At 72.7% G+C, this 25,742-nt stretch carries 23 protein-coding genes; 9 read left to right on the top strand and 14 right to left on the bottom strand.

Annotated elements, in window-relative coordinates; all coding sequences use genetic code 11:
• Window positions 1-39 precede the first annotated feature (39 nt).
• Window positions 40-594: a hypothetical protein gene (locus tag ACIQK6_RS29190; protein ID WP_329104501.1), complete on the top strand. Its 555-nt coding sequence runs from the start codon at window positions 40-42 to the stop codon at window positions 592-594.
• Here ACIQK6_RS29190 and ACIQK6_RS29185 read toward each other — a convergent pair.
• Window positions 583-1,107, bottom strand: a complete 525-nt coding sequence (locus tag ACIQK6_RS29185; protein WP_329104504.1) for a hypothetical protein — start codon at window positions 1,105-1,107, stop codon at window positions 583-585. The genes ACIQK6_RS29190 and ACIQK6_RS29185 overlap by 12 nt on opposite strands.
• 262 nt (window positions 1,108-1,369) lie before the next feature.
• Here ACIQK6_RS29185 and ACIQK6_RS29180 point away from each other — a divergent pair, with 262 nt between their 5' ends.
• The 3 genes from ACIQK6_RS29180 to ACIQK6_RS29170 all read left to right on the top strand — a co-directional run bounded on the left by ACIQK6_RS29180 (window position 1,370) and on the right by ACIQK6_RS29170 (window position 6,259).
• On the top strand, window positions 1,370-1,996 hold the full coding sequence (locus tag ACIQK6_RS29180; protein WP_301372608.1) for a YigZ family protein: 627 nt from the start codon (window positions 1,370-1,372) through the stop codon (window positions 1,994-1,996).
• 85 nt (window positions 1,997-2,081) lie between these two features.
• On the top strand, window positions 2,082-3,251 hold the full coding sequence (locus ACIQK6_RS29175) for an exonuclease SbcCD subunit D (RefSeq protein ID WP_329104508.1): 1,170 nt from the start codon (window positions 2,082-2,084) through the stop codon (window positions 3,249-3,251).
• Entirely contained in the window at window positions 3,248-6,259 is a 3,012-nt protein-coding gene (locus ACIQK6_RS29170; protein ID WP_402695729.1) for an AAA family ATPase, read from the top strand. Before ACIQK6_RS29175 ends, ACIQK6_RS29170 begins: the two co-directional genes overlap by 4 nt.
• On the opposite strand, the gene ACIQK6_RS29165 is transcribed toward ACIQK6_RS29170, so the two are convergent.
• Window positions 6,249-6,695: an Lrp/AsnC family transcriptional regulator gene (locus ACIQK6_RS29165; protein ID WP_329104511.1), complete on the bottom strand. Its 447-nt coding sequence runs from the start codon at window positions 6,693-6,695 to the stop codon at window positions 6,249-6,251. The genes ACIQK6_RS29170 and ACIQK6_RS29165 overlap by 11 nt on opposite strands.
• Window positions 6,696-6,789: 94 nt before the next feature.
• Here ACIQK6_RS29165 and ACIQK6_RS29160 point away from each other — a divergent pair, with 94 nt between their 5' ends.
• On the top strand, window positions 6,790-7,320 hold the full coding sequence (locus ACIQK6_RS29160; RefSeq protein WP_402695728.1) for a rhodanese-like domain-containing protein: 531 nt from the start codon (window positions 6,790-6,792) through the stop codon (window positions 7,318-7,320).
• A 163-nt stretch (window positions 7,321-7,483) separates the two neighbouring features.
• On the opposite strand, the gene ACIQK6_RS29155 is transcribed toward ACIQK6_RS29160, so the two are convergent.
• The 4 genes from ACIQK6_RS29155 to ACIQK6_RS29140 form a co-directional block, all read right to left on the bottom strand.
• Window positions 7,484-9,187, bottom strand: a complete 1,704-nt coding sequence (locus ACIQK6_RS29155) for a DUF885 domain-containing protein (RefSeq protein ID WP_402695727.1) — start codon at window positions 9,185-9,187, stop codon at window positions 7,484-7,486.
• Between the two features lie 228 nt (window positions 9,188-9,415).
• The gene (locus ACIQK6_RS29150) at window positions 9,416-10,876 is read right to left on the bottom strand and encodes a GNAT family N-acetyltransferase (RefSeq protein WP_329104518.1); all 1,461 of its coding nucleotides are present in this window, start codon (window positions 10,874-10,876) and stop codon (window positions 9,416-9,418) included.
• Between the two features lie 179 nt (window positions 10,877-11,055).
• Window positions 11,056-12,624, bottom strand: coding sequence for an alkaline phosphatase D family protein (locus tag ACIQK6_RS29145; protein WP_402695726.1), 1,569 nt, complete (start codon window positions 12,622-12,624; stop codon window positions 11,056-11,058).
• A 228-nt stretch (window positions 12,625-12,852) separates the two neighbouring features.
• Window positions 12,853-13,704: an alpha/beta fold hydrolase gene (locus ACIQK6_RS29140; RefSeq protein WP_329104522.1), complete on the bottom strand. Its 852-nt coding sequence runs from the start codon at window positions 13,702-13,704 to the stop codon at window positions 12,853-12,855.
• A gap of 288 nt (window positions 13,705-13,992) precedes the next feature.
• Here ACIQK6_RS29140 and ACIQK6_RS29135 point away from each other — a divergent pair, with 288 nt between their 5' ends.
• Entirely contained in the window at window positions 13,993-14,763 is a 771-nt protein-coding gene (locus ACIQK6_RS29135) for a GntR family transcriptional regulator (protein ID WP_329104524.1), read from the top strand.
• A 159-nt stretch (window positions 14,764-14,922) separates the two neighbouring features.
• On the opposite strand, the gene ACIQK6_RS29130 is transcribed toward ACIQK6_RS29135, so the two are convergent.
• The 3 genes from ACIQK6_RS29130 to ACIQK6_RS29120 form a co-directional block, all read right to left on the bottom strand.
• Window positions 14,923-16,077 (bottom strand): ROK family transcriptional regulator, encoded by a 1,155-nt coding sequence (locus ACIQK6_RS29130; protein ID WP_329104526.1) that lies wholly within the window; start codon window positions 16,075-16,077, stop codon window positions 14,923-14,925.
• A gap of 100 nt (window positions 16,078-16,177) precedes the next feature.
• Complete coding sequence (locus ACIQK6_RS29125) at window positions 16,178-16,828, bottom strand: response regulator (RefSeq protein WP_402695725.1); 651 nt, start codon at window positions 16,826-16,828, stop codon at window positions 16,178-16,180.
• A 4-nt stretch (window positions 16,829-16,832) separates the two neighbouring features.
• A complete protein-coding gene (locus tag ACIQK6_RS29120; RefSeq protein ID WP_329104530.1) occupies window positions 16,833-18,008 on the bottom strand; it encodes a histidine kinase in 1,176 nt (391 codons plus the stop codon).
• Between the two features lie 108 nt (window positions 18,009-18,116).
• Here ACIQK6_RS29120 and ACIQK6_RS29115 point away from each other — a divergent pair, with 108 nt between their 5' ends.
• From ACIQK6_RS29115 to ACIQK6_RS29105, 3 genes are read left to right on the top strand one after another with little or no spacing between them, the layout of a single operon-like run.
• Window positions 18,117-19,028, top strand: coding sequence for an ATP-binding cassette domain-containing protein (locus ACIQK6_RS29115; protein WP_402695724.1), 912 nt, complete (start codon window positions 18,117-18,119; stop codon window positions 19,026-19,028).
• A 37-nt stretch (window positions 19,029-19,065) separates the two neighbouring features.
• The gene (locus ACIQK6_RS29110; protein WP_329104535.1) at window positions 19,066-19,815 is read left to right on the top strand and encodes an ABC transporter permease; all 750 of its coding nucleotides are present in this window, start codon (window positions 19,066-19,068) and stop codon (window positions 19,813-19,815) included.
• A gap of 40 nt (window positions 19,816-19,855) precedes the next feature.
• Entirely contained in the window at window positions 19,856-20,293 is a 438-nt protein-coding gene (locus ACIQK6_RS29105; protein ID WP_329104537.1) for a hypothetical protein, read from the top strand.
• Between the two features lie 68 nt (window positions 20,294-20,361).
• Here the strand turns inward: ACIQK6_RS29105 and mug are convergent, their stop codons facing one another.
• The 5 genes from mug to ACIQK6_RS29080 all read right to left on the bottom strand — a co-directional run bounded on the left by mug (window position 20,362) and on the right by ACIQK6_RS29080 (window position 25,667).
• Window positions 20,362-20,961: a G/U mismatch-specific DNA glycosylase gene (gene mug, locus ACIQK6_RS29100; protein ID WP_329108129.1), complete on the bottom strand. Its 600-nt coding sequence runs from the start codon at window positions 20,959-20,961 to the stop codon at window positions 20,362-20,364.
• Window positions 20,958-22,391 carry an adenylosuccinate lyase gene (purB, locus tag ACIQK6_RS29095; RefSeq protein ID WP_030008636.1) on the bottom strand — a complete coding sequence of 478 codons (1,434 nt, stop codon included), beginning with the start codon at window positions 22,389-22,391 and terminating at the stop codon, window positions 20,958-20,960. Before purB ends, mug begins: the two co-directional genes overlap by 4 nt.
• A gap of 71 nt (window positions 22,392-22,462) precedes the next feature.
• On the bottom strand, window positions 22,463-23,245 hold the full coding sequence (locus tag ACIQK6_RS29090; RefSeq protein WP_329104579.1) for an SGNH/GDSL hydrolase family protein: 783 nt from the start codon (window positions 23,243-23,245) through the stop codon (window positions 22,463-22,465).
• Window positions 23,246-23,310: 65 nt separating this feature from the next.
• On the bottom strand, window positions 23,311-24,336 hold the full coding sequence (locus ACIQK6_RS29085; protein ID WP_329104582.1) for a hemolysin family protein: 1,026 nt from the start codon (window positions 24,334-24,336) through the stop codon (window positions 23,311-23,313).
• Entirely contained in the window at window positions 24,333-25,667 is a 1,335-nt protein-coding gene (locus ACIQK6_RS29080; protein WP_329104585.1) for a hemolysin family protein, read from the bottom strand. Before ACIQK6_RS29080 ends, ACIQK6_RS29085 begins: the two co-directional genes overlap by 4 nt.
• Between the last annotated feature and the right edge of the window lie 75 nt (window positions 25,668-25,742).

Raw genomic sequence — 25,742 nt, 5'->3', positions numbered from 1 at the left:
TAGTCTGTCGATCCGTTCGAACGGTGCGAGGGGTGGGACGTGGACAGGCTGGTGGAGGGGGCCGTCGCGGAGGCCCTGCGCACGGGCGACGACGGGGCGGTCCGCCTGTACGCGGCCGCCTGCGCCGAACGCGCGGTGCCCCTGTTCATCGGCATGCGGGGGGCCACGCCGGACCGCGAGGCCGATGTGGACCTCTGCGTGGAGTCCCTGCGCGGCCTCTGGTACGCGGACCGGCCCCTGCCCGACGCCGCCGAGCGCGTGCGCGCGCTGGAGGACTTGCCGGAACTGCGGCCGTACGAGGACGGCATCACCGATGTCGCCGGGACGTACGCCTTCTTCGGCGTCCTCGTCCTGCGGTACGCACTGCTGGCCAACGCCTCGGCGGACGCCGACCACGCGCTGTCCTGCGGGCACGTCGCGCTCACCGCGATGGGTCTGCTGGACCAGAACCTGCCCGGCGGCGCCGGCTTCCGGGCCGAGGAGAAAGCCCTGCAGGCCCGCTCGGCCAGCGGTGATGCCGCGGGTCTGTGGGAAGCGAGCGTCGCGTCGGGGCGCGAGAGGTTCCGGGCCGTGCTGGGCTGCCTACCCCGCTGACCGGTCCACGTTCCAGGCGAGCGGCAGGGACGCGTCGCAGAAGACGCAGACGAAGTGCTCGTCCCGGACGACGTTCAACTGCGCGCAGACCGGGCAGCGGCGGAAGACCACCTCGTGGGTGAAGCCGGACGGGTGCCCGATCCCCGCCGCGTCCAGGGCCTGCGCGACCGCCGGCCACGAGCCGGTGTCCGGGCAGTATCCGGTCGACTGGTTGCTCACCGCCCACACCACCCACCGCCCGGACTCCCGCCCGAAAGCGATCTCCCCGGCGCTCAGCACCGTGCCGCCACCCGCGCAGACCACGTGCTCGCTGCGCCGCGGCGCGAGCCGCAGCACACCGGCGCGGTCCACGACGAACGTGACGGGCTCGGCCAGCTCGGCCGCCGCCGGGCCCGCGGCCCAGTCCTCGAACTCCGCGGCCGAGCGGATGCTCCGCCCCTCGCCCTCCGGCCGGACGAGCACCCTCAGCTCGGCTGGTCCCACGTACCGGTACTCCCGCCCCTGTTCCCCCATGGCCACCAACCTAAGGGCTGTCCCGCAATCCCCGGCGGGCGCGCGGCGCCAGCTACGGCACCTCGCCGCGTTGTCGGGATCGCCCGAATACGCCCAGTATGAGGACTGCCCTCCGCCCGGGGGCCCCTCCCAGCGGTAGCTGGGGGAGATGCACCGCATCTGACGCCGCGCGCTGACCCACCGCGGATTACGGGACAGCCCTTAGTGCCGTGCCCTCCCACGGACGGGCGGGGGCCCGTTCTGCACCGCTTAGGGTGGTGAGGTGAAGGCAGACCAGTACGTGACGGTGGCCCGTGAGGGCGTGCACGAGTCCGAGATCAACCGCTCGCGCTTCCTGTGCTCGCTCGCGCCCGCCGCGACCGAGCAGGAGGCCCAGGACTTCGTCGCGCGCATCCGCAAGGAGCACCCCACCGCCACGCACAACTGCTTCGCCTACGTCGTCGGCGCGGACGCCTCCGTGCAGAAGGCCAGCGACGACGGCGAGCCCGGCGGCACCGCCGGGGTGCCCATGCTGCAGATGCTCATGCGCCGCGACATCCGCTACGCGGTCGCCGTCGTCACCCGGTACTACGGCGGCGTGAAGCTCGGCGCCGGCGGCCTGATCAGGGCCTACGGCGGGGTCGTCGGCGAGGCCCTCGACGAGCTCGGCACCGTCACCCGGCGCCGCTACCGGCTGGCCACCGTCACCGTCGACCACCAGCGGGCCGGCAAGACCCAGAACGACCTGCGCTCCACCGGCCGGACCGTGGTGGACCTGCGCTACGGGGCCGAGGTGGAGATCGAGGTGGCCCTCCCCGAGGCCGACCTGCCCGCCTTCGAGGCCTGGCTCGCCGACACCACCGCGGGCAGCGCCGGCCTCACCCTCGGCGGAGAGACGTACGCGCCCTGAGCGCCCCCGGGGACGGGTTAGCGTAGAGGGGTTCAGCGAGCGGGACACGACCAGGGGGAGACGGCATGTGCGGCGGGGCCGGCGAGTGAAGTTCCTGCACACCTCCGACTGGCACCTCGGCCGGGCCTTCCACCGGGTCAACCTGCTCGGCGCCCAGGCCGTCTTCATCGACCACCTCATCGAGACCGTGCGCGAGCGCGAGGTCGACGCCGTCCTCGTCGCCGGTGACGTCTACGACCGGGCCGTGCCCCCGCTGCCCGCCGTCGAGCTGTACGACCGGGCCCTGCACCGCCTCGCCGACCTCGGCGTCCCCACCGTGATGATCTCCGGCAACCACGACTCGGCCCGCCGCCTCGGAGTCGGCGCCGGACTGATCGGTCGGGCCGGGATCCACCTGCGGACCGACCCGGCCGGCTGCGCCGACCCCGTCGTCCTGACCGACGTACACGGTGACGTGGCGCTGTACGGCCTGCCGTACCTGGAGCCCGCCCTGGTCAAGGACCAGTTCCGCGCGGAGAAGGTCAGCCACGAGGCGGTCCTCGGCGCCGCCATGGACCGGATCCGGGCCGACCTGGCCACCCGTGCGCCCGGCACCCGCTCGATCGTCCTCGCACACGCCTTCGTCACGGGCGGCCGGGCCAGTGACAGCGAGCGCGACATCACCGTCGGCGGGGTCGAAGCCGTACCCGCCTCCGTCTTCGCCGGCGTGGACTACGCCGCCCTGGGCCACCTCCACGGCAGCCAGACCATCGACGAACGGGTCCGCTACTCCGGTTCCCCGCTCGCCTACTCCTTCTCCGAGGCCGACCACCGCAAGAGCATGTGGCTGATCGAACTCGGCGCACAGGGCGAGATCACCGGCGCCGAGCGGATCGACACCCCCGTCCCGCGCACCCTCGCCCGGCTCCGCGGACGGCTGGAGGACCTGCTGCAGGATCCTGCGCACCAGGCCCATGAGGACGCCTGGGTCGAAGCCACCCTCACCGACCCGGTCCGCCCCGACGACCCCATGGCCCGCCTCGCCGCCCGCTTCCCGCACACCCTCACCCTCGCGTTCGACCCCGAGGGCCGGCAGGAGGAGACCGGCGCCTCCTACGCCCAGCGCCTCAAGGGCCGCAGCGACCAGGAGATCGCCGAGGACTTCGTCGCCCACGTACGCGGCGGCGGCCACCCGGACGAGGCCGAACGGGCCGTTCTCCAGGGCGCCTTCGACGACGTACGGGCCGACGACAGCCACCGGGAGGCTCACCGATGAGGCTGCACCGGCTGGCCGTGACAGCCTTCGGACCGTTCGCCGAGCCCCAGGAGATCGATTTCGACGCCCTGTCCGGCGCCGGCATCTTCCTGCTGCACGGACCCACTGGCGCCGGGAAGACCTCCGTGCTCGACGCCGTCTGCTACGCGCTCTACGGTTCCGTGCCCGGCCCCCGCCAGGCCCCCGGCACGAGCCTGCGCAGCGACCACGCCGCCGCCCGCACCCCGACCGAGGTCACCCTCGAACTCACCGCGGGCGGCCGCCGCCTCGAGCTCACCCGGCGGCCCGAACAGGAGCGCCCGAAGAAGCGCGGCACGGGCACCACCAAGGACAAGGCCCAGAGCTGGCTGCGCGAGCACACCGGTGCGGGCTGGGAGCCGCTCAGCCGTTCCCACCAGGAGATCGGCGAGGAGATCGAGCAGCTGCTCGGCATGAGCCGCGAGCAGTTCTGCCAGGTCGTCCTGCTGCCTCAAGGAGAGTTCGCACGCTTCCTGCGCGCCGACGAGGCCGCCCGCGGCCGTCTCCTCGGCCGGCTCTTCGACACCCGCCGCTTCGCCGCCGTCGAGGCCCTGCTCGGGGAGCGCCGCCGGGCCGCCGAGGCCAAGGTCCGGGCCGGCGACGAGAAGGTCCTGCACACCGCCCAGAGGCTCGCCCAGGCCGCCGGCGACAGCGCCGACCTGCGGGCCTGGCCGATGCCCGGACACCAGCCGGGCGACCCCGGGCTCGCCGAGGCCGTCCGGGCCTGGGCGGCCGTCGCCCGGTGCGCGGCCCGCGAGCGCCTCGACGTCGCCGAGTACGCCCTGGCCGCCGTCGAGAGCCGGCACGCCGCCGCCCGGCGGGCCGCCGAGGACGCGCGGGAGCTCGACCGGCTGCAGCGCCGGCACGCGGAGACCCTCCGCCGGGCCGCCCTGCTCGACGGGGCGGCGCCCGAGCGGGACCGCGTGCGCGGCCTGCTGGACCGGGCCCGGCGCGGCGCCCTGGTGGCCCCCGCCCTGGAACTGCGCGGCGCCGCCTCCGCCGCGCACCTTGCCGCCGCCCACGCCGAAACCTCCGCCCGGACGCAGCTCCCGCCAGCACTGAAGGAGGCGGGAACCGAGCAGCTGGCCGCTGTGGAGCAGCGGCTGCGCGAGGCCCTCGGCGCGCTCGGCGCGGCACAGCGGGCCGAACAGCGCAGCGCCGAGATCGGCCGGGAACGGGCCGACTTGGAACGGGAGTCCCGGGCCGCCGAGGAGCAGCACCAGGAGTCCGCCGAGTGGCTGGAGCGCTGGGAGGCAACCCGAACGGCACTGCAGGAGCGGGTGGACGCCGCCCAGCAGGCCGCGACGCTGGCCGAGCAGCTCGCGGGCCGACTGGAACCCGCCCGCATGCAGCTGAACGCCGCCCGCCGGCGGGACGAGCTCGACGCCGACGCGGCGCGCGCCGCGGGCGAACTGCTCACCCTGCGCGAGGAGTCGGCCGCCGCCCGGGAACGCTGGCTGGAGCTCAAGGAGGACCGGCTGCGCGGGATCGCCGCCGAGCTCGCCGAGGCGCTGGTGGCCGGAGAGGCCTGCACCGTGTGCGGGTCCGCGGAACACCCTGCTCCGGCCCGCCCGGCCCCCGGCCACGTGGACCGCGCCGCCGAGGACGCGGCCCACGCCCACTTCGAACGGGCCGAGCAGGCCCGGGCCGCCGTGGAGCGCCGGCACGCCGCCGCGCAGGAGGCCCGTGCCGAAGCCGCGGCCGCCGCCGGGGAGGCATCCACCGCCGAACTCCTGGACCTGACAGCCGACCTGAGCGACCGCCATGCCGCCGCCCACGCCGCGGCCGCCTGCCTCCACGCCGCCCGGGAGCAGCTCGCCCGGGCCGAGCAGGAGCACGCCACGCGCAGCGCCGACCGGCAGGGCGCCGAGACCCGGGCTGCCGCCAGGTCCTCCCGGCGCGAGGCCCTGGACCGCGAACAGGCCGGGCTGGAGGCCGAACTCGCCCTCGTACGGGACGGCGCGCCCACCGTCGCGGCCCGCGCCCGCACCCTGGAGGACCGGGTCCGGATGGTCTCCACCGCGGCCACCTCGCTGCGCCGGGCCGAGACCACCGCGGCCCGGTTGAAGGAGGCCGACGACCAGCTCGCCGACGCCGCGTTCAAGGCCGGCTTCGACACCATCGAGGCCGCCGCCGACGCGGTGCTCCCCGAGTACGAACGCACCGCCCTCCAACACCGGCTGGACGCCTGGCAGGCGGAAGACGCCCTGCTGGCGGAGCGCCGCCGCGAGACCGGCGCCGCTGAAGCGGCAGCCCTGCCCCCGGCCGCACCGGACGCGGCCGACGCGTACGCGGCCACCGCTGCCGCGAAGCTTCGTACGGCGGGGTCGGCGGCCGACGCGGCCCGGGTTCGCTGCACGGAGCTCGACCGGCTCTCCCTCCGGGCCGAGCAGGAACTGCGGGCGCTCGGTCCCCTGCGGGAGGCCTACGACCGGGTCGCCCGATTGGCCGGACTCACCGCCGGCACCTCCGCCGACAACGAGCGCAAGATGCGCCTGGAGGCCTACGTACTGGCCGCCCGCCTGGAGCAGGTGGCCGCCGCCGCTACGGTACGGCTGCTGCGCATGTCCGGCGGCCGCTACACCCTCGTCCATTCCGACGCGCGGGCGAGCGGACGGGGGCGCTCCGGCCTCGGGCTGCACGTGGTCGACGCGTGGACCGGCAGCGAGCGGGACACGGCCACCCTGTCGGGCGGCGAGACCTTCTTCGCCTCGCTGGCCCTGGCGCTGGGCCTCGCGGACGTGGTCACCGAGGAGGCGGGCGGGATGCGCCTGGACACCCTCTTCATCGACGAGGGCTTCGGAAGCCTCGACGACCAGGCGCTGGACGAGGTGCTCGACGTCCTGGATTCGCTGCGCGAACGGGACCGGAGCGTCGGCATCGTCAGCCATGTCGCCGACCTGCGGACCCGGGTCCAGGCACAGCTGGAGATCGTCAAGCAGCGCGGCGGCTCCGTGGTGCGCCACCGTACGGCGGCGCTCACGGACTGAGCGGCCGGCGGGGCAGCGGGGAGGAGTAGACGATGCTCGTCGTCACCGAACCGAGCCCCGAGATCCGGCCCGTGACCTCCTCCAGGTGTGACATCGAGCGGGTCGCGACCTTGAGGACGAAGCAGTCGTCGCCCGTGACGTGGTGGGCCTCCAGGATCTCCGGGGTGGCCTCCAGGAAGTCGTGGAAGGGCTTGTAGTTGCCGTGCGGGTAGCGCAGCCGCACCAGGGCGAGGATCGACTTGCCGAGCCTTTCCGGGTCCACCACCGCCGTGTAGCCGGTGATGATGCCGGTCTCCTCCAGTCGGCGGACCCGCTCGGTGACGGCGCTCGCGGACATGGACACGGAGCGGGCGAGCTCGGTGAAACTGGCGCGGCCGTCCCGCTGGAGGGCTTCGAGGATCCGCCAGTCGGTGGCATCAGGGGAATAGTCGGTCATGGTGCAGGTCTAGCAGGGGATTCCCCGGTCAGACAAGGAAAAGGCCGGGGATACTCGCTTCCGACGGTGATCGACGGATCATAGATTTCTTGCCATGACGACGACGCAGACGCACACGAACCAGCCGGGCTCCGCCGCCCCCGCCACCACCAATCCCGTGCTCCGGGTGCCGCCGGCTTCCCCGGCCGCGGCCGCCGCGTACTTCGCCGCGAGCCTGGCCTTCCACGCGGACGTGTCGGACGTCGCCGCCGCCTTCAAGGCCCACCGCGAGCAGGGCGCGGAGCTCGGCTTCCAGCTCGTCGACTCCCGCTCCACCCCGTCCTGGGACCAGGCCCACGTGCCCGGCGCCGTCCACCTGCCCACCGCCCTGATCCCCGAGCAGGCAGAGGGGCTCCTGGACAAGAACGTCCCCGTGGTGACGTACTGCTGGGGCCCCGGCTGCAACGGAGGCACCCGCTCCGCCCTCGCCCTGGCCGAACTCGGCTTCCAGGTGAAGGAGATGCTCGGCGGCATCGAGTACTGGATCCGGGAGGGCTTCGAGGTCGAGACCTGGCAGGGCAGCCAGCAGCGTGCCGAGGCCGACCCGCTGACCGCGCCGACCGACTCGGACGACTGCGGCTGCTGAGGCACGTGCCGTGCGTGCCGTACGTGCCACGGGGCGGTGCGGGCCCACGGGGCGGTGCGGGCCCACGGGGCGGTGCGGGCCCACGGGGCGGTGCGGGCTCACGGGGCGGTGCGGGATCACGGGAACGGGCCGCTCATCCCCCCGGGAATGAGCGGCCCGTCCGTCAGAGCTTCGACAGCTCGTCCACCAGATCGTCCAGCCCCAGCGAACCCTGCGACAGCGCAGCCATGTGCCAGGCCTTCAGGTCGAAGGAACCGCCGTGCGCGGCACGCGCGTTGTCCCGGCCCAGGAGCCAGGCGCGCTCACCCAGCTTGTAGCCGATCGCCTGTCCCGGCATGGACAGGTAGCGGGTGAGCTCGCTCTCGACGAAGTCCGCCGGCCGGCCGCTGTGCAGGCCGAAGAACTCCTGCGCCAGGTCAACCGTCCACCGTTCGCCCGGGTGGAACGGCGAGTCCGCCGGGATCTCCAGGTCCACGTGCATGCCGATGTCCACGATGACCCGCGCCGCGCGCATCATCTGGCAGTCCAGGTAACCCAGACGCTGCTCGGCGTCCTTGAGGTAGCCCAGTTCGTCCATCAGCCGCTCCGCGTACAGCGCCCAGCCCTCGGCGTTGGCGCTGACCATGCCGACGGTGGCCTGGTAGCGGGAGAGCTGGTCCGCCACGTGCGTCCACTGCGCGAGTTGCAGGTGATGGCCCGGCACGCCCTCGTGGTACCAGGTGGACACCAGGTCGTACACGGGGAAGCGGGTCAGGCCCATGGTGGGCAGCCAGGTGCGGCCCGGGCGGGAGAAGTCCTCGGAAGGGGACGTGTAGTACGGGGCCGCGGGACCGCCCGGCGGGGCGATGCGGGACTCCACCCTGCGGACGCGCTCGGCGAGTTCGAAGTGCGTGCCGTCGAGGTTCTCGATGGCCTCGTCCATCAGGCCCTGCAGCCAGACCTGGACCTCGTCCACGCCCTCGATGTGGGTGCCGTGCTCGTCCAGGTGCTTCAGCGCCTCCCAGGGGCCGGCGCCCGGAAGGATCTTGGCAGCCTCGGACTTCATCTCGGCGAGCAGCCGGTGGTACTCCGACCAGCCGTAGGCGTACGCCTCTTCCAGGTCCAGGTCGGTGCCGTTGAAGAAGCGGGCCCAGCGGGCGTAGCGCTCGCGGCCCACGGTGTCGGGCTTGCCCTCGACGGCCGGGGCGTACACCGAGCTCATCCAGTCGCGCAGTGCGACGACGGCGGCGGTCGCGCCGGCGGCCGCGGCGTCCAGTTCGGCGCGCAGGGCGTCAGGACCGGCGGAGACGAAGCCCTCGAAGAAGGGCGCCTCGGAGCCGTCCTGGCCGACCCAGGTCGTGAGCTGGCCGATCATGGTGGTGGTGGCGCGGGGGCCGCCGTAGAGGCCTCGCTCCAGGCCGAGCCCGAGGCTCTCGCGGTAGCCGGCGAAGGCGGCCGGTACGGCGCGCAGGCGCTCGGCGATCGCCGCCCAGTCCTCGTCGGTGTCGGCGGGCGTCAGGGAGAAGATCTCACGGACGGAGTGCGCGGGGCTGTGGATGTTGCTGACCGCGCACAGGTCCTCGTCGGCCTCCAGTACGGCGAGCTCGGCGCTGAGGCGCTCGCGCAGCAGCCGGGCGCAGCGGCGTTCGGCGTCGCTGTCGGCGCCGGCCTCCGACTCGGCCGCGTCGAGGCGGGTCAGGGTCTCGCGGATGAGCTCGGCTACGGCCGCACGGCCCGCCGGGGAGTAGTCCGGGAGCTTGCTCGAACTCGAGGCGACACCGAGGTAGGTGCCCGTGATCGGGTCGAGGGCGATGAGGTCGTCGACGTAAGCGTCGGCCACCTGGCGGGGCAGCCGCGGTGCACTGCCGTTGTGGAGGGTCTCTGACATGCGGACATCTTCGTATGTGGGACGGGTTCCCGTCATCACCGATTGCCGTCGGACTGCTGACGTGGGCCGGAGCGGGATCGGCCGTGCGTGCGAAGAATCTTCAACCACCGTGCTGGACAAGCCACTTCACGATCCGAGGGCAAAGAACTTCGGGAACGGGGCGCTCGCAGCTTGGCCGGATTCCGCCCGAGCCGGGACCCGGTCGGGGTCCCGGCTCCGGACGGATCGTCAGGCGCGGCGCCGCGGAGCCGACTGCTCGTGCGGGAGTTCCTGCGGGAGCTCGCGGGGAAGTTCGTAGGGCAGCCGGGAGTTGACCGGGGTGGCGTCCAGCCGGGCCGTGATCACCAGGGTGCCCTCCTCGATCTGGTAGTCGAGGGGCAGGCCGAGGCCGCGCATGGCGGCGACCATGCCGGTGTTGGAGGCCTGGGTGACGGCGTACACGCTGTCGCACCCGGCCTCGACGGCCATCGCGAGGAGCCGGCGCAGCAGCTCGGAACCGATGCCGCGGCGCTGCCAGTCGTCTTCGATGAGCAGGGCGACCTCGGTCTCGTCGCCGTCCCACAGCAGGTGGCCGAGGGCGATGAGCTTGCCGGAGGTGGTGGTCGCGGCGAGGGTGCGGCCGAAGCGGGGGCTCAGCAGGTGGCCGAGGTAGCGGTCGGCGTCGTTGACGGGGCCGTGGTAGCGCAGCGACAGCGTGCGCTCGGAGCAGCGGTCGTGCATGGCCCGGGCCGCCGCCCGGTCGGAGCCGTCGGCGCGGCGCACGGTGATCTCGTTGCCCTCGGGCAGGGTCAGCACGTCCTGACTGCGCGGGACGCGGGGGCCGAGCCGGGCGTCGAGCTCGACGAGGGCGCGGGCCCGGGCGAACTCGGTCGGGGTGAAGGGAAGGTAGGGCCGCTCCACGGTGATCGCACCGCCGGACGGGTCGCGCAGCCGCATGACCGTGGCCTCCAGGACCCCCTCGACGGGGGCGTCCGCGCCGGCGTTGGGGCGGCCGGTGAGGGTGGTCGCCGGGATCGAGTGGATCGTGCAGCGGCCGAGCAGCTGGCGCAGGGCGAGGGGCAGCTCGGCGGCGTCCAGGGCGGTGCGGGTGGCGAGGCCGAGGACCCGCGTCGGGGTGTCGACCAGGTCGTGGGCGTCGGCGCGCTCGATCCAGGTGCTGTGGCCGCCGGCCCGGGAGATCGCCCGGGCGAGGTCGGCGGAGGGCAGTTCCTGCGGGGCGCGCAGCAGGAACTCGTCGACCGTGCCGCCCTCGGGGAGCGGGTGCGTCTGGAGGGTCAGGATGTCGACGCCGTTGCGGGCGAGGGCGGTGCAGAGGGCGGCCAGGGAGCCCGGCTCGTCCCGTACGGTCGTGCGCATCCGCCAGAGGGCGGTGCTGCTCGCGACCGCGGGCGCACTCGCTGCCGCGCCGGAGGTCGTCGCGGGGAGCTGCTCCGGATCGCCGAGGTCCGTGTGCCGCGGCGGGGGCGCATGGCTGTGGCGCCGTGCCCACCAGGTGTGGAAGGCCGCCGTCACCAGGAGCACGACGGCCGAGGCCACGAGCAGGACCGGGCCCCTGGGGCCGTGCACGACGAGATTGGCGATGGCGTCGGCGACCGCGACGGCGCAGAACATTGCGGCGAGTTCGACGACGTCGCGGCGCCAGTGGTGACGGTGGGGACGGTGGGCGGAGGCGAGGTTACGGTCAGTCATGCGCACCACTGTGGCGCAGGGGTGTTGCGTGATCACGAACGATCTGTGACCGACTGGTTAAGTGTCCATCTGGCCGATTTCACCCAGTTTTCGGGGCCATTTCCGGATCACAAGGTCGGAGCGGCCGATGCCCCCGCGGGGTACGGGGGCTTCCGATGGCTTCCGGTGGCTTCAGGGCGTCACTGGCCCACGCGTCCGGGCCGGAGCGTCCGGGTGAAGAGTACGTCCCCTCCCTGGCGGCGCAGACGGACGGTGAGGTCCCCGCTGCCGCCGTCGATGTCGACCTCGCCGTAGTACGGAGGGTTCTCGGACGGTGACATGTTGGCGAAGGGAGCCGACTGCACGTAGGCCGCCTCCGGGCCGAAGGTGGCGTCGAGCCGCCCGGCCGGGAAGCCGCCGGCGCCGATCGGGCCCGACACGAACTCCCAGAACGGCGCGAAGTCGGTGAAGGCAGCCCGCTCCGGCGCGTAGTGGTTCGCGGCGGTGTAGTGGACGTCGGCCGTGACCCAGAGGGTGCCCGTGATGCGCTGGTGCTTGATGTGCCGCAGGAGTTCGGCGATCTGGAGCTCGCGACCCAGTGGGGCGCCCGGGTCGCCCTGGGCCACGGCTTCGAAGTTCGCGGTCCCGTCGGGGACGACGATGCCCAGGGGCATGTCGGCGGCGATGACCTTCCAGGTGGCGCGCGAGCGGGACAGCTCGCGCTTGATCCAGGCCAGCTGCTCGGGGCCGAGGATGCCGATGGGGTCCTCGGCCTGGGTGTCGGGGGAGTTGGCGTTCCGGTAGGTGCGCATGTCGAGCACGAAGACGTCGAGCAGCGGGCCGTACCGCATCACCCGGTACATCCGGCCCTCGGCGCGGCCGCCGCGCAGGTCGGTGACGGGGAAGTACTCCCCGAAGGCCTGGCGGGCGCGGGCGGCGAGGGTGTCGGCGTCCTTGACGGTGTAGCGGGGGTCGTCGATGAGCTGGCCGGGGTACCAGTTGTTGCGCACCTCGTGGTCGTCCCACTGGGCGAGGACCGGGACCTGGGCGTTGAAGCCGAGCAGATTGCGATCGAGCAGGTTGTAGCGGAAGTTCCCGCGGAACTCGGCGAGCGTCTCGGCGACCTTCGCCTTCTCCTCGGTCGTGACGTTGCGCCAGAGGCTGCCGTCGCGCAGCGGGGCGGTGGCCTTGATCGGCCCGTCGGCGTAGATCGTGTCACCGCTGAAGAGGAAGAAGTCGGGGTTGCGCAGCCGCATCTCCTCGAAGACGCGGTAGCCGCCGAGGTCGGGGTTGATGCCCCAGCCCTGGCCCGCCAGGTCGCCGGACCACAGGAAGCGCACGTCGTGGCGGCGGGAGACGGGGGTGGTGCGGAAGGTGCCGTGGACCGGCGGGGAGCTGCGGCGGGGGTCGTCGGGGTCGGTCAGGACGACCCGGTAGTGGACTTCCTGGCCGGGCGGCAGATCGCGCAGCACGGTGGTTCCGGTGAAGTCGCTCGACGGGCCGAGCAGCGGGCCGCGGTGGCGGCGTACGGCGTAGCGGAACGCCTCGCTCGGGGAGGTCTCGACGTACATCCGCGCCAGGCGGTCGGACCGGGTCCACACGGTGGCCGAGTGGGCGGTGATCTCGCCGGACTGGACGCCCCACAGCGCGCCCGGCCGGCCGGAGCGGGCGAAGGCCGGCGCGGCGAGTGCCGGGGCGGCGATCAGCGCGGAGGACAGGGCGAGGGAACCGCCGATGAGGGACCGTCGGGTGTGCGGAATCGATGCCATCGGTACGTCTCCTGGGGGCGGCGAGGACGGGTCGGACCAGCGTGCCGTCGCACACCGGCCCGGCCGCGTCGCCCACGCGAACCGCGGATGAACAACCGTCAGCCGCTCATTCGTTCAGCTGTTCAGGTGCGTGGCCGGTTCAGTCGGGTCGGTCGATCCCGCCGACTCGGAAGAGCCGTGAGCCGTGAGCCGCGGTCCCGGCCCGGCCGGGCCGGCCCGGTTGCCCCATCAGGCGGCCACGAGCCGCACGCTGCGCGCCGTGTCGAGCACCACCCGGGACACGAGGGCCGGATCGTCGTTCATCGGGACGTGGCCGCAGCCCGGCAGCCGGACCAGCCGGGCGCCGGGGACGGTGTGCTTGGCGCGGATGCCCTGGCGGCGCAGCAGCAGCCGGTCGCGGGTGCCCCAGGCGATGGTGACCGGCAGGCCGGGCACGTCGTCGGTGAACCGGACCGAGCCGCCCGCGGCCAACGTGTCCTCGAAACCGGTGGCATCGCGCAGGGCGAGCGTCTCGGCGACGACCGCCTCGGCCGGGCGGCGGGACGGGCGGGCGTAGATGGTGCCGGTGAGCGCGGCGCGGCCGGGGGCGCTGCGGGCGAGCCGGCGTACGGCGGGCAGGGGCAGCGCCTTGGCGCCGGCGCGCATCGCGAGGAGGGTGGCGAACGCGTAGCGGCGCTCGGCCTCGGTCCAGAACCCGGCGGGGGAGAGCGCGGTGACGGAGCGGACGAGGTTGCTCCGGCCCATTTCCAGGGCGAGCAGACCGCCGAGCGAATTGCCCGCGACGTGCGGGCGCTCGACCCCGAGGGCCGTGCAGAGCGCCCCGAGGGCCGGAGCCACGGTCCCCAGCGCATAGGGAACGCCCTGGGGAAGGGGCTCCGAGGCGCCGAAGCCGGGTAGGTCGACGGCGATCACGTCGTGTTCGGCGGCCAGGATGTCGATCACCGGATGCCAGGCCTGGAGGTGATGGCCTATGCCGTGCAGCAGGAGAAGTGGTTCACCAGCGCCCTTGCGCTCGTAGGCGAGGGTGGTGGGGCGGGGGCCGAGCGGCGAATCGATCGTGAAGGAGACCGTGGCGGTCATGCTGCTCCTCGTCGGTTGGACGCGTGCGAGACAGGATGTCAGTAGTGCCTACCGCCATGATTACCGTCCGGTAGCCCTTGACTACAAGCCTTCCGTGCCTGCGAGAACATCCCGTGAACGGCTTGATACGTATGCCCGTTCTGCCCGGCAAAGGTATGAGCATTGGTCTTGACCAAGGGGGTGTGCCGTCCTATCGTCGCAGGGATAGTGCAGGAACCTTTAATAAACAAAGGCGCGGAACTGCCGCTGGAACACACGGCGAGTGCAGCGATGGCAGGAGGAGTCAGGGTGGGGACCACGCAGCTCGAAACGGCACCGGAGCCGAAGTACTGGCACCTCAAGACCGTCCTCAGCGAGGCGCTCGACCAGGACTTCGCCGTCGGCGAGGTGCTGCCCAACGAGCGTGAGCTCGCGGCCCGTTTCGGTGTCGCCCGCGCCACCCTGCGTCAGGCGCTCGAGCAGTTGGAGCTCGAAGGCCGACTGCAGCGCCGTCGTGGCGTGGGTACCACCGTCGCCCCGCCGCGCGTCGGTGTCGCCGTGGGCGGCGCGCAGCACAGTTGGCCCGGCGAGAGTGCCGACGGCTGGGAGCCGCTCGACGCGGCCGAGACCCTGCCGACGGCCGCAGTGCTGAAACTCCTCGGTACCGGTGGCGCCTTCGTCGCCGACCAGCCGGTGCACACGGTGCGCCGGACCCGGGTCACCCACGGCCAGGCGGTCGCAGCCGAACTGATCTACGTCCCCGCCGCTTCGGTGCCCGGACTCCCCGCCATCGAGGCCCCGGCCGGCCCGGCCCGTGCCCGTGCCGTCCTGCGCGAACTGCAGCGGCTGGTGCTCGACGGCCAGGACCGCTCGGTGGAGCTCGGCTCCGCCCGCGCCGACGACGCCAAGGAACTGGACCGCCTGCCCGGCGCCCCGGTGCTCCTGGTCACCACGCGCTACTTCACCACCGCGGGAACGGCGGCGGTCTCGGTGGCCACCTACCGCGCGGACACCTGCCGCCTCACCTTCGGCGACTCGGGCAACGTCGAGATCACCCACGAGCCGCGCGTCGCCTCCTGACACCGCCAGGGGGCGCCCCCGGTCCCCGATCCTTCTGGGCGTCCGGATGCAGCTGCGGCTGCGTCTGGACGCAGCTACGGCCCGGCCCCGGCCCCGGCACCTTTTGCCGGGGCCGGGGCCGGGCCGTAGCTGCGCGTACGGGAGGGGCGGGCGGCGGGGTCAGCGGCGGGCCGTGACGGTCTTCTCCACCGCGAAGAGCTCTTCTTCGACGTGGTCCAGCGCGAGCCGGAGGGCGCCGGTCGCCACTGCGGCCTCGCCGAGCATGGACTGGGCCACCCTCGGTGGGCGCAGGCAGTAGCGCGCCAGCTCCTGGCGGAGGGGCTCCAGGACCCCGTCCAGGCCGGCCGCCCAGCCGCCGACGACCACCAGCTCGGGGTCCATCGCCAGGACCAGCGCCGCCACGTCGTGCACCAGCCGTTGCAGGAACCGCTCCACGGCGGCCACCGCCTGCCCGTCGCCCCGCTTGGCCATCGCGAAGACCTCGGCGACGGCGGCCTCGTCCAGCGGATGCAGCGGCTCACCCGTGGTCGACAGCAACCGCTCGGGCGTGACCTCACGGCCCAGCAGGTGCAGGGCGCCGATCTCGCCCGCCGCCCCGCCGAAGCCCCGGTGCAGCCTGCCGCCGATCAGCGAGCCGGCGCCGGGACTGAGCCCGGCCATCACGAACACCATGTCGCCGGTGTCCCGCGCGACGCCCTTCCAGTGCTCGGCGACCGCTGCCGCATTGGCGTCGTTCTCCACCTGGACCGGGCAGCGGAACGAGCGCCGCAGCCGTTCCCCGAGCGGCAGCCCGGTCCAGCCGGGCAGTGCGGTGCCGAGGCGGACCGTGCCGTCGGCCTCGACGATCCCGGGGCTACCGACGCCTACCGCCCGCAGCGAGTCCCGTGGCACCCCGGCGCGGCGCAGCAGATCGGCGACCGCCGCCCGTACCCGCTCCAGCCGCTCATCGGCGGACGCCGTCTCCGCGACGTCCTTGGTGCCGGCACCGATGACGCGGCCGTCCAGGCCGGACAGCAGCACCGCGATCCGGTGCGAGCCGATCTCGATGCCCAGCAGGTGTCCCGCCTCGGTCCGGAAGCGGAACCGCCTGGCCGGGCGGCCCTGCCGCCGCGCCCCCTCCTCCGCATCCGCCTCGACGACGAGCCCGGTCGCGATCAGCCCCTCAACGACACCCTCGACGGTCGGCCGGGAGAGTCCCGTCAGCCGTGTGAGGTCGGTGAGGGTCGGTGATCCGGCCGTCCGCAGTGCACGCAGCACCACGGCGGAATTGATCCGCCGGAGCAGAGAGGGGTCCCCGCCGGTCAGCTGCCCCAACGTGTGTCCTCCCAGGTAGCGAGCTTGTCAGCCGGATCGTACTGCCCGCCCGGTGTGTCGGCGAGAAGCAGCCCCCCATCGGCCGGAAGCAGACCTTCCCTCATGCGGGGGAGACGAACCCCGACTCGTACGCCGTGATCACCGCCTGCGTCCGGTCCCGCGCCCCCAGCTTCGCCAGGATCGCGCTGACGTGGGACTTGACCGTCTCCGTGCCGATGATCAACTCGGCGGCGATCTCCACGTTCGTGAGCCCCCGCGCCAGCAGCCGCAGGACCGCCTCCTCCCGCTCGGTCAGGGCGGCCCGCTCCAGCACCGCCCGGGCCTGCCGGTTCCCGTACTCCGCCGCCAGGGCCCGCACGGCCGCCGGGAAGAGCAGCGTCTCACCCTCCGCCACCAGCCGTACCGCGTGCACGATCTCCGAAGGCCGGGCCCGCTTCAGCAGGAACCCGTCCGCTCCCGCCCGCAGCGCCTGGTAGACATACTCGTCGTTCTCGAACGTGGTCACCACGAGGATCTTCGGCGGGGAGTCCACCGTCCGCAGCACCGCGCGGGTCGCCTCGATCCCGTCGAGGAGCGGCATCCGCACGTCCATCGCCACCACATCCGGCCGCAACTGCCGGACCAGCGGGATCACGGAGGCCCCGTCGGCCGCCTCACCCACCACCTCGATGTCGGGCTGGGAATCCAATACGGCGCGCAGACCCGCACGCACCAGGGGTTCGTCGTCGACGAGCAGTACGGTAACCGGCATCCGGTCAGCGTATTCGCTCCAGCGGCAGCCGGGCGCGCACTCTCCAACCGCCCTCGTGCAGCCCGGTTTCAGCCGCTCCGCCGAGCAGAGCGGCCCGCTCCCGGATCCCGCGCAGGCCGCTGCCGCCACCAACCGTGACACCGGGGCGTTCCGGAAGCGGATTCGTCACCTCCAGGTCCAGTCGGTCCGCGGTCATCTCCACCCGAATGCGCACCGGCACCGGGCCGCAATGGCGCAGTACGTTGGTCAGCGCCTCCTGCAGGATCCGGTAGCCCTCCCGGGTGACCGGCTCCGGCAACTTCTCCAGCGGCCCCGTCAGTTGCGCGTCCACCGTGGAGCCGGAGGCCCGGGCCGACTCCAGGAGCCGGTCGGCCTCCACCAGCGTCGGCCACTGCGACGGCGGCTGCCCCGACTCCCGCAGCACTCCCAATACCCGCTCCAGATCCTCCAGCGCGGCCCGGCCCGTCTCCTCGATCGCGCACAGCGCCCGATCGGTGAAGGCGGGATCACCCGCGGCGCGCGCGGCCCCCGCCTGCACGACGGCCACGGTGAGCGCGTGGCCGATGGAGTCGTGCAGTTCCCGCGCGATGCGGGTGCGCTCGAGCAGCTGCTCCGTGCGTGCTTCCAACGCGGTCAGTCGTTCGGTAGCGGACGGGCTCAGCAGGCGGGTGGCAGCCGCGGTGATCAACTCGCCGAGTAGGACCACGATGACGATGAGCACGACCAACGGCACGGGAACGAGCAGCGCGGCGGCCCAGCGCCCGGGTACGAAGGGCAGGAAGTGGTCCGGACCCGAGGGGTGCCCGATCGCCGTCGCGAAGAGCTCCACGGACATCGCCGACAGCCAGACCGTGGAGCCGAACGCACCGACCGCGATGACCATCCGCGTCTCCAGCCACAGCACGGTTCGCCAGCGGTCCCCCCAGTGGGCCGACGGAGCGAGGCTTATGGCGCTGTCGGAAGGGTCGCGGTCGTACGGGGTGAGCAGGAACTGTGCTTGGAGCCCCTCCGCCAGTCGCACCCAGGGCACCAGGCCGAACGGCAGGACGAGCAGCAGCGGCACCCAGGGCCACCAAGGCATGATGAACATCCATACCGCCAGCAGCAGCAGCGGCACGCAGAGGTGCAACCAGCGTGAATAGGTCACTGGTTGGAACGGGGCGCGCAGCAGTCGGTTCATGACTCCATCGTGGCAGCGCCCTGTTCTCGGCCGTCTCCCCCACGTGGGGGAGACGCCACCCCCGCACGGGGGAGGAGAGGGGGTGGGGCCGGCGGCGAGTCTTGGGCCATGAACAGCATCGAGATCCGAGAACTCACCAAGCGATACGGCACCCACCGTGCGGTGGACGGCCTCACCTTCGATGTCCTGCCCGGGCGGGTGACCGGCTTCCTGGGCCCGAACGGTGCGGGGAAGTCCACCACGATGCGCCTGCTGCTGGGGCTGGACCGGCCCACATCCGGCACGGCCACGATCGGTGGTCGGCGGTACCTGGACCTGACGGACCCGCTGCACCGGGTCGGTGCTCTCCTCGACGCCCAGGCGGCCCACGGCGGGCGCACCGCCCACGACCACCTCCGCCTGCTCGCCGCGGCCGGCCGCATCCCGATGCGCCGGGTGGGCGAGGTCCTGGAACAGACCGGCATAGCCACCGTCGCGAGGCGGCGGATCAAGTCCTTCTCGCTCGGCATGCGCCAGCGCCTCGGCATCGCCGCCGCACTCATCGGCGACCCCGGAGTGCTCCTGCTGGACGAGCCCACCAACGGCCTCGACGCCGAGGGCATCATCTGGATCCGCGAGCTGATGCGCTCCCTCGCCGCCGAAGGACGTGCCGTCCTGGTCTCCAGCCATCTGATGTCGGAAACCTCGGCGCTCGCCGACCACCTGGTCGTGCTCGGCAAGGGCAAACTGCTCGCCAACACTTCGATGGAATCGTTCATCGACGCCCGCAGCGCCCCGAGGGCGCGCCTGCGGACCTCCGACCCGGTCCGGCTCCGGGCCGCGCTGGCCCGGCACGACGTCGAGCTGGTGGCCGCCGCCGACGGGCGATGGACCGTCGAGGGCATACGGGCCGAGCAGCTCGGCACCCTGGCCGCCCGTGAGGGGATTCCCCTGCTGGAACTGTCCGACGAGCGCGCCTCGCTGGAGCAGGCCTACCTCGACCTCACCGCCGATCACGCGCAGTTCAGCGCGGCCCACTGACCGTCCACCCGCTCCCGTACCCTCTGGAGGCTTCGCCATGAGCGCCGCACGGCTCACGACCCCCGCACTGCACTCGGAATGGATCAAGATCAGGTCTCTACGGGGTACCTTCTGGTCGCTGATATCCGTCCTCGTCCTCACCGTGGGCATCCAGACGATGGCGGCTGCGGCCCTGGGTCGGTCCGAGGAGGGCGGCATGGGGGACGACCCGCTCCTCGCGGCCTTCTACGGGGTCAACTTCGGCCAGATAGCGGCCATTGCCTTCGGGGCCACCGCCTTTTCCGCCGAGTTCCACAACGGAGCCCTGCGTACCAGCCTCACCGCTGTGCCCCGTCGCACGCGGTTCTACTGGTCGAAGCTCTCGATGCTGGGCGCGCTCGCCCTCGTGGCCGGCCAGTTCGCGGGATTGCTCACCTTCGTGGCCGGCCAATCGTTCATGGGTCAGGACGCTCTTGTGCTGGGCGCCCCCGGCACCGTGCGGGCCGTTGTCGGCTGCGGCCTCTACCTGACGCTCATGACGCTGTTCGCGGCCGGGCTCACGGCGGTGCTGCGCAGCGGGGTGGCCGTCCTCAGCATCCTCATACCCTTCGTCGTCATGCTGTCCTTCATCGTGGGCGCGGCAGCGACCGGGGTGGGGCAGTTCATGCCGGACCGAGCCGGGCAGGCGATGATGCGCAGCCACCAGTACGGTGACCTCGGTCCATGGGCCGGGCTGGGAGTCCTGGCGCTGTGGGCGCTCACCGCGGCGCTGGGGGGCTGGCTGGCGGTGCACCGCCGGGACGCTTGACGACGGGCCAGTTGTCAGTGGCCCTCGGGATACTGACGGTATGACCACGGCAGACCATCTCGACACGATCGACCGGCTCCGGGCGAAGGAGTTCCCGACCGAGCTGGTCTGGGCCGGAGGGAACAGCAGCGGTCCGGGATTCCACCTGGTCCAGCTCGCCCTGACGCGGGAGTTCTGGGACGACGACGGTTCGGGGCGGATCGAGGCAGCCGACCAGATCGGTGCCGAGTACGGGGCGCTCGCCCAGGCCGCGACCGACCGGTGGGGGGAGCCGCAGGTCTTCAGCCTGGGAACGCTGAGGGACCGCGGATTCGCCGGGGAGGAGATACCGCAGCCGTGGGACGAGCTGGGTAGCAGCACCGACCACGTGCACCTGTGGCGGGTCGGCGCCCACTGGCTGGTGGTCTACGTGGCGCAGTGGGACGGTGAGGACCCCTACCGGTTGATGGCAGCGGTCACCGTCACCGACCCGCCGTAGGGGGTCTTCTCGGTTGGCCCGTGGCGCGACCTCAGCGACCGCCACCAGGGAAGGCGCGGGACGTTCCGTCAGCTGCGGAGGTCGCCCGGCCCGGCGGAGGGGCGGTCATCGGACGCGTCCGGTTGGTCCTCGCCCGCTTCGGCGGCCGCGCGGAGGCGGGCGTACTCCTGGGCCATGGACTTGGCGGTCCAGTGGGCGTTGAGACCGCTCGGGTTCGGGAGGGCCCAGATGCGGGTGGAGCCGATGGTCAGTTCCTGGGGGCCGATCTGTGCCTTCCGGTCGCCGAAGGCGGTGCGGTAGGCCGTGACGCCGACCACCGCCAGCCACTGGGGGCGCAGCAGTTCCACCTTGGCCGTCAGGATGCGGCCCCCCTCGCGGAACTCCTCGGCGCTCAGCTCGTCGGCGCGGGCCGTGGCCCGGGCCACGACGTTGGTGATGCCGAGACGGTAGGCCAGCAGTTCTTCCTGCTCCGCAGGGGCGAAGAGGCGCGGGGTGAAGCCCGAGAGGTGTAGGACGGGCCAGAACCGGTTGCCGGGGCGGGCGAAGTGGTGGCCCGTCGCGGCGGAGAGGAGTCCGGGGTTGATTCCGCAGAAGAGCACACGCAGACCGCCCGCGACCACGTCCGGGAGGACGCGGTCGCGGGCGGCGTTCAGCTCGTCGGGGGTCAGAGGATCGACCCCGGCGCGTACCCGGCGGCCTCCGGGTGCTGCTTGGCGATCGCCTCGATGCGGGAGACCACCACCGCGACCTGGTCGCCCGCGGCACCCGTGAAGGACAGCTTGTCGGCCATCAGGGCGTCGAGCTGGGCCCGGTCGAGCGGCATCCGCTCGTCGGCGGCCAGCTTGTCCAGCAGCTCGTTGCGCTCGGCGCCCTGCTCGCGCATCGCGAGCGCGGAGGCCACTGCGTGCTCCTTGATGACCTCGTGGGCGGCCTCGCGGCCCACCCCGGCCCGTACCGCGCCCATCAGGACCTTGGTGGTCGCGAGGAAGGGCAGGTAGCGGTCCAGCTCGCGGGCGACGACCGCCGGGAAGGCGCCGAACTCGTCGAGGACCGTCAGGAAGGTTTCCAGCAGGCCGTCGAAGGCGAAGAAGGCGTCCGGCAGGGCCACGCGGCGGACCACGGAGCAGGAGACGTCGCCCTCGTTCCACTGGTCGCCGGCCAGCTCGCCGGTCATCGAGGCGTAGCCGCGCAGGATGACCATCAGGCCGTTCACGCGCTCGCAGGAGCGGGTGTTCATCTTGTGCGGCATCGCGGAGGAACCGACCTGGCCGGGCTTGAAGCCCTCGGTCACCAGCTCGTGGCCGGCCATCAGGCGGATGGTCTTGGCGATCGACGACGGGGCGGCGGCCAGCTGCACCAGTGCGGTGACCACGTCGTAGTCGAGCGAGCGCGGGTAGACCTGGCCGACCGAGGTGAAGGCCTGGGCGAAGCCGAGGTGGGCGGCGATCCGCTGCTCCAGGTCGGCCAGCTTGGCGGCGTCGCCGCCCAGCAGGTCGAGCATGTCCTGGGCGGTGCCGACGGGGCCCTTGATGCCGCGCAGCGGGTAGCGGCCCAGCAGGTCCTCGAGGCGGTCGTAGGCCACCAGCAGCTCGTCGGCCGCGGTCGCGAAGCGCTTGCCCAAGGTGGTGGCCTGCGCGGCCACGTTGTGGGAGCGACCGGCCATGACCAGCTCGGCGTGCTCGCCGGCCAGCTTGCCGAGGCGGGCGAGGACGGCGACCGTGCGGTCCCGGGCGAGCTCCAGCGAGAGCCGGATCTGCAGCTGCTCGACGTTCTCGGTCAGGTCGCGGGAGGTCATGCCCTTGTGGACGTGCTCGTGACCGGCGAGGGCGTTGAACTCCTCGATGCGGGCCTTCACGTCGTGCCGGGTGACCTTCTCGCGCTCGGCGATGGAGGCGAGGTCGACGGTCTCGAGGACGCGCTCGTAGTCGGCGAGGGCCTCGTCCGGGACCTCGATACCGAGGTCCTTCTGGGCGCGCAGCACGGCGAGCCACAGCCGCCGCTCCAGCGTCACCTTGTACTCGGGGGACCACAGGACGGCGAGCTCCGCGGAGGCGTAGCGGCCGGCCAGGACATTGGGGATGCGGGGCTTGGCAGTCACGTGGAGGGATTCTACTTGGGCCACCGCTGTGTGTTTACGCAGGTAGGGCCACCACTCGGGATTGTGCCTTGCTACGAGAGCGGAGAGTCCCCGTACGGCAGCAGCTCGGGGCGCTTGGCCGGGCGGCCGTCCCCGGAGGAGCGGCCCGTCAGGCGGCGGCCGATCCAGGGGAGCAGGTGCTGCCGGGCGAAGCTCAGGTCCTGGGCCCGGCGTACGGTCCAGCCCGGGGGAGCGGCGGCGGGCAGTTCGGTGCGCCAGTCCTGTTCGGCGGGCAGGCCCAGTGCCTGCCAGACGGCCTCCGCCACCCGGCGGTGGCCCTCGGCGGTCAGGTGCAGCCGGTCGACGTCCCACATCCGGGGGTCCGCGAGCACGGAGGCCCCGTACAGGTCGACCACCACGGCGCCGTGCCGGGCGGCGAGCTCCTCGATGGTGGCGAAGAGCTCCTCCATGCGCGGCCGGAAGCGTTCCATCACCGGCCCGTTGCGCCCCGGGGAGCGCATCAGGACGAGGCGCTTGCAGGAGGGGGCGAGGAGTTCCACCGCCGACTCCAGGTGATCGCGGACCCGGCCCATGTCCACCTTGGGGCGCAGGGCGTCGTTGAGTCCGCCCACCAGGGTCACCACGTCGGCCCCCATTGCGGCGGCGGCCGGGACCTGGTCCTCGGCGATCTGGCCGATCAGCTTGCCGCGGACCGCGAGGTTCGCGTACCGGAAGCCCGGTTCCCGGGCGGCGAGGCGGGCGGCCAGCAGATCGGCCCAGCCGCGGTAGGAGCCGTCCGGAAGCAGGTCGGACATGCCCTCGGTGAAGGAGTCACCGATCGCGACGAAACTGGTGTACGAGGCATTCATCTCCATGGCGGAGTGATGTTACCGCGCGGTACCCCGGCCTTGCAGGGCCGGGGACCGCGCACCTCGAACGATCACATGGGCGCGGGCCTGCCGAAGAGCTCCCGCAGCACGTCCTCCATCGTCACCAGGCCCGTCATGGCTCCGTCCGCCCCGAGGACCGCCGCCAGGTGCGTACGGCTGCGCCGCATGGCCGTCAGCACGTCGTCCAGCGGGGTCTCCGCCCGCACCTGGGCGATCGGCCGCAGCGCCGTCACCGGGAAGGGCTCGTCCCGCTCCTCGTCGTCCACGTCCAGGACGTCCTTCACGTGCAGGTAGCCCAGGATCTTGTGCTGGGCGTCGACCACCGGGAACCGGGAGTACCCGGACTCGGCCGACAGCAGCTCCAGCCCGGCCGGAGTGATCCCCTCCCGGGCCGGGACCACCTGGTCCTCGGGCAGCACCACATCGGTCACGGGCCGCCGGCCCAGTTCCAGCGCGTCGTGCAGGCGCTCGCTCGCCCGGTCGTCGAGGAGCCCCGCATCACTGGAGTCCTTGACCATCCGCGCCAGCTCGTCGTCGGAGAAGGTCGCCGCGACCTCGTCCTTGACCTCCACCCGCAGCAGCCGCAGCAGGGTGTTGGCGAAGGCGTTGATCGTGAAGATCACCGGTCGCAGTACCTGCGTGAGGGTCACCAGCGGCGGCCCCAGCAGCAGGGCGGTGCGTACGGGCTCGGACAGCGCCACGTTCTTCGGCAGCATCTCGCCGAAGAGCATGTGCAGGTACGTCGCCAGGGCCAGCGCCACCACGAAGGAGATCGCGTGGGTCAGGCCCGCCGGTACCCCGACGAGGTCGAACAACGGGGTCAGCAGATGGGCGATGGCCGGCTCGGCCACCACGCCCAGCACCAGGGTGCACAGCGTGATGCCCAGCTGGGCCGCCGCCATCAGCGCCGACACGTGCTCCAGCCCCCACAGGACGGCGCGGGCCCGCCGGTCGCCCTGCTCGGCGTACGGTTCGATCTGGCTGCGCCGGACCGAGATCAGCGCGAACTCCGCGCCGACGAAGAAGGCGTTGACGACCAGGGTCGCCAGGCCGATCAGCAGCTGGATGACGGTCATCGGGCCTCCTCCGTTCCTGTGGCGGGCTCGATCGGGGCGTGTAGCAGCACCCGCGCGGCTCGGCGCCCGCCGGCGTCCACCACGTCGAGCTGCCAGCCGTTCAGTTCCATGCGGTCGCCGACCGCCGGAATCCGGCCGAGCACGGTCGCTATCAGGCCGGCCAGGGTCTCGTAGGGACCGTCCGGCACGTGCAGGCCGATCCGCCGGAGCTGGTCGGTGCGCGCCGCGCCGTCAGCGGAGTAGAGCAGGCGCCCGGAGTCGTCCGTACCGGCCGGGGCCAGGTCCGGGGTTTCGTGCGGGTCGTGCTCGTCACGGACCTCGCCGACGACCTCCTCGACGATGTCCTCCAGCGTGGCCACCCCGGCCGTGCCGCCGTACTCGTCGATGACCACGGCCATCGTCTGCTTGCCGGACAGCCGGTCCAACAGCCGGTCCACGGTCAGCGACTCCGGTACGAGGAGGGGCTCGCGCAGCAGCTGCGACACGGGACGGCGGCGGCGCTCGGCGGCCGGCAGGGCCAGTACGTCCTTGATGTGGACGATGCCGACGACCGTGTCGAGGCTGCCCCGGTAGACCGGGAAGCGGGACAGGCCGGTGGCCAGCGTCGCGTTGGCCACGTCCTCCGCGGTGGTCTGCACGTCGAGGGCGGTCACCTGCACGCGCGGGGTCATCACGTTCTCCGCGGTCAGGTCGGCGAGGTTCAGGGTCCGGACGAACAGCTCGGCCGTGTCCTTCTCCAGGGCGCCCGCCTTCGCGGAGTGACGCGCGAGCGCGACCAGTTCCTGCGGGGTGCGCGCGGAGGCCAGCTCCTCCGCCGGTTCCATCCCGAAACGGCGCACCAGATGGTTCGCAGTGGTGTTGAGGTGGCCGATCAGGGGCCTGAAGGCCCGGCTGAAGACCCGCTGCGTGGTCGCCACCCGTTTGGCGATCGCCAGCGGGGAGGAGATCGCCCAGTTCTTGGGCACCAGCTCGCCGACGACCATCAGGAAGACGGTCGAGATCGCGGTGCCGAGGATCAGGGCGGTGGAGGATGCGGCGCCGGCCGACAGGCCCATGGCCTCGAAGGGGCCCTGGAGCAGGGCGGAGATCGACGGCTTGGAGATCATGCCGATGACCAGGCCGGTGACGGTGATGCCGAGCTGGGCACCGGAGAGCTGGAACGTCAGGGTGCGGACGGCGGCCAGGGCGCTGTCGGCCCCGCGCTCGCCGCGCTCGACGGCCCGTTCGAGCTCGCTGCGCTCGACGGTGGTGAGCGAGAACTCGGCCGCGACGAAGACTCCGCAGGCAAGGCAGAGCAGCAGTGCCACGATGAGCAGGAGCACCTCGGTCATCGGTCGATCACCTCCGTCCCATGATCGGCCAGGAGGAGGGGTACCGCGCGATGTCGCGAACGCGTATGTCGGGGA

It is taken from the genome of Streptomyces sp. NPDC091682 (assembly GCF_044756625.1).
Taxonomy (GTDB): domain Bacteria; phylum Actinomycetota; class Actinomycetes; order Streptomycetales; family Streptomycetaceae; genus Streptomyces.
The sequence above is the reverse complement of the archived record's forward strand: the minus strand, read 5'-3'. Positions and strand labels throughout refer to the sequence as shown.

What these genes read in the sequence shown, in the direction of transcription:
- ACIQK6_RS29185 (WP_329104504.1), bottom strand. Translation starts at nt 1,107, where the DNA reads ATGGGGGAACAGGGGCGGGAGTACCGGTACGTGGGACCAGCCGAGCTG.
- ACIQK6_RS29170 (WP_402695729.1), top strand. Translation starts at nt 3,248, where the DNA reads ATGAGGCTGCACCGGCTGGCCGTGACAGCCTTCGGACCGTTCGCCGAG.
- ACIQK6_RS29165 (WP_329104511.1), bottom strand. Translation starts at nt 6,695, where the DNA reads ATGACCGACTATTCCCCTGATGCCACCGACTGGCGGATCCTCGAAGCC.
- ACIQK6_RS29160 (WP_402695728.1), top strand. Translation starts at nt 6,790, where the DNA reads ATGACGACGACGCAGACGCACACGAACCAGCCGGGCTCCGCCGCCCCC.
- ACIQK6_RS29155 (WP_402695727.1), bottom strand. Translation starts at nt 9,187, where the DNA reads ATGTCAGAGACCCTCCACAACGGCAGTGCACCGCGGCTGCCCCGCCAG.
- ACIQK6_RS29150 (WP_329104518.1), bottom strand. Translation starts at nt 10,876, where the DNA reads ATGACTGACCGTAACCTCGCCTCCGCCCACCGTCCCCACCGTCACCAC.
- ACIQK6_RS29145 (WP_402695726.1), bottom strand. Translation starts at nt 12,624, where the DNA reads ATGGCATCGATTCCGCACACCCGACGGTCCCTCATCGGCGGTTCCCTC.
- ACIQK6_RS29140 (WP_329104522.1), bottom strand. Translation starts at nt 13,704, where the DNA reads ATGACCGCCACGGTCTCCTTCACGATCGATTCGCCGCTCGGCCCCCGC.
- ACIQK6_RS29125 (WP_402695725.1), bottom strand. Translation starts at nt 16,828, where the DNA reads ATGCCGGTTACCGTACTGCTCGTCGACGACGAACCCCTGGTGCGTGCG.
- ACIQK6_RS29120 (WP_329104530.1), bottom strand. Translation starts at nt 18,008, where the DNA reads ATGAACCGACTGCTGCGCGCCCCGTTCCAACCAGTGACCTATTCACGC.
- ACIQK6_RS29115 (WP_402695724.1), top strand. Translation starts at nt 18,117, where the DNA reads ATGAACAGCATCGAGATCCGAGAACTCACCAAGCGATACGGCACCCAC.
- ACIQK6_RS29110 (WP_329104535.1), top strand. Translation starts at nt 19,066, where the DNA reads ATGAGCGCCGCACGGCTCACGACCCCCGCACTGCACTCGGAATGGATC.
- ACIQK6_RS29105 (WP_329104537.1), top strand. Translation starts at nt 19,856, where the DNA reads ATGACCACGGCAGACCATCTCGACACGATCGACCGGCTCCGGGCGAAG.
- ACIQK6_RS29090 (WP_329104579.1), bottom strand. Translation starts at nt 23,245, where the DNA reads ATGGAGATGAATGCCTCGTACACCAGTTTCGTCGCGATCGGTGACTCC.
- ACIQK6_RS29085 (WP_329104582.1), bottom strand. Translation starts at nt 24,336, where the DNA reads ATGACCGTCATCCAGCTGCTGATCGGCCTGGCGACCCTGGTCGTCAAC.
- ACIQK6_RS29080 (WP_329104585.1), bottom strand. Translation starts at nt 25,667, where the DNA reads ATGACCGAGGTGCTCCTGCTCATCGTGGCACTGCTGCTCTGCCTTGCC.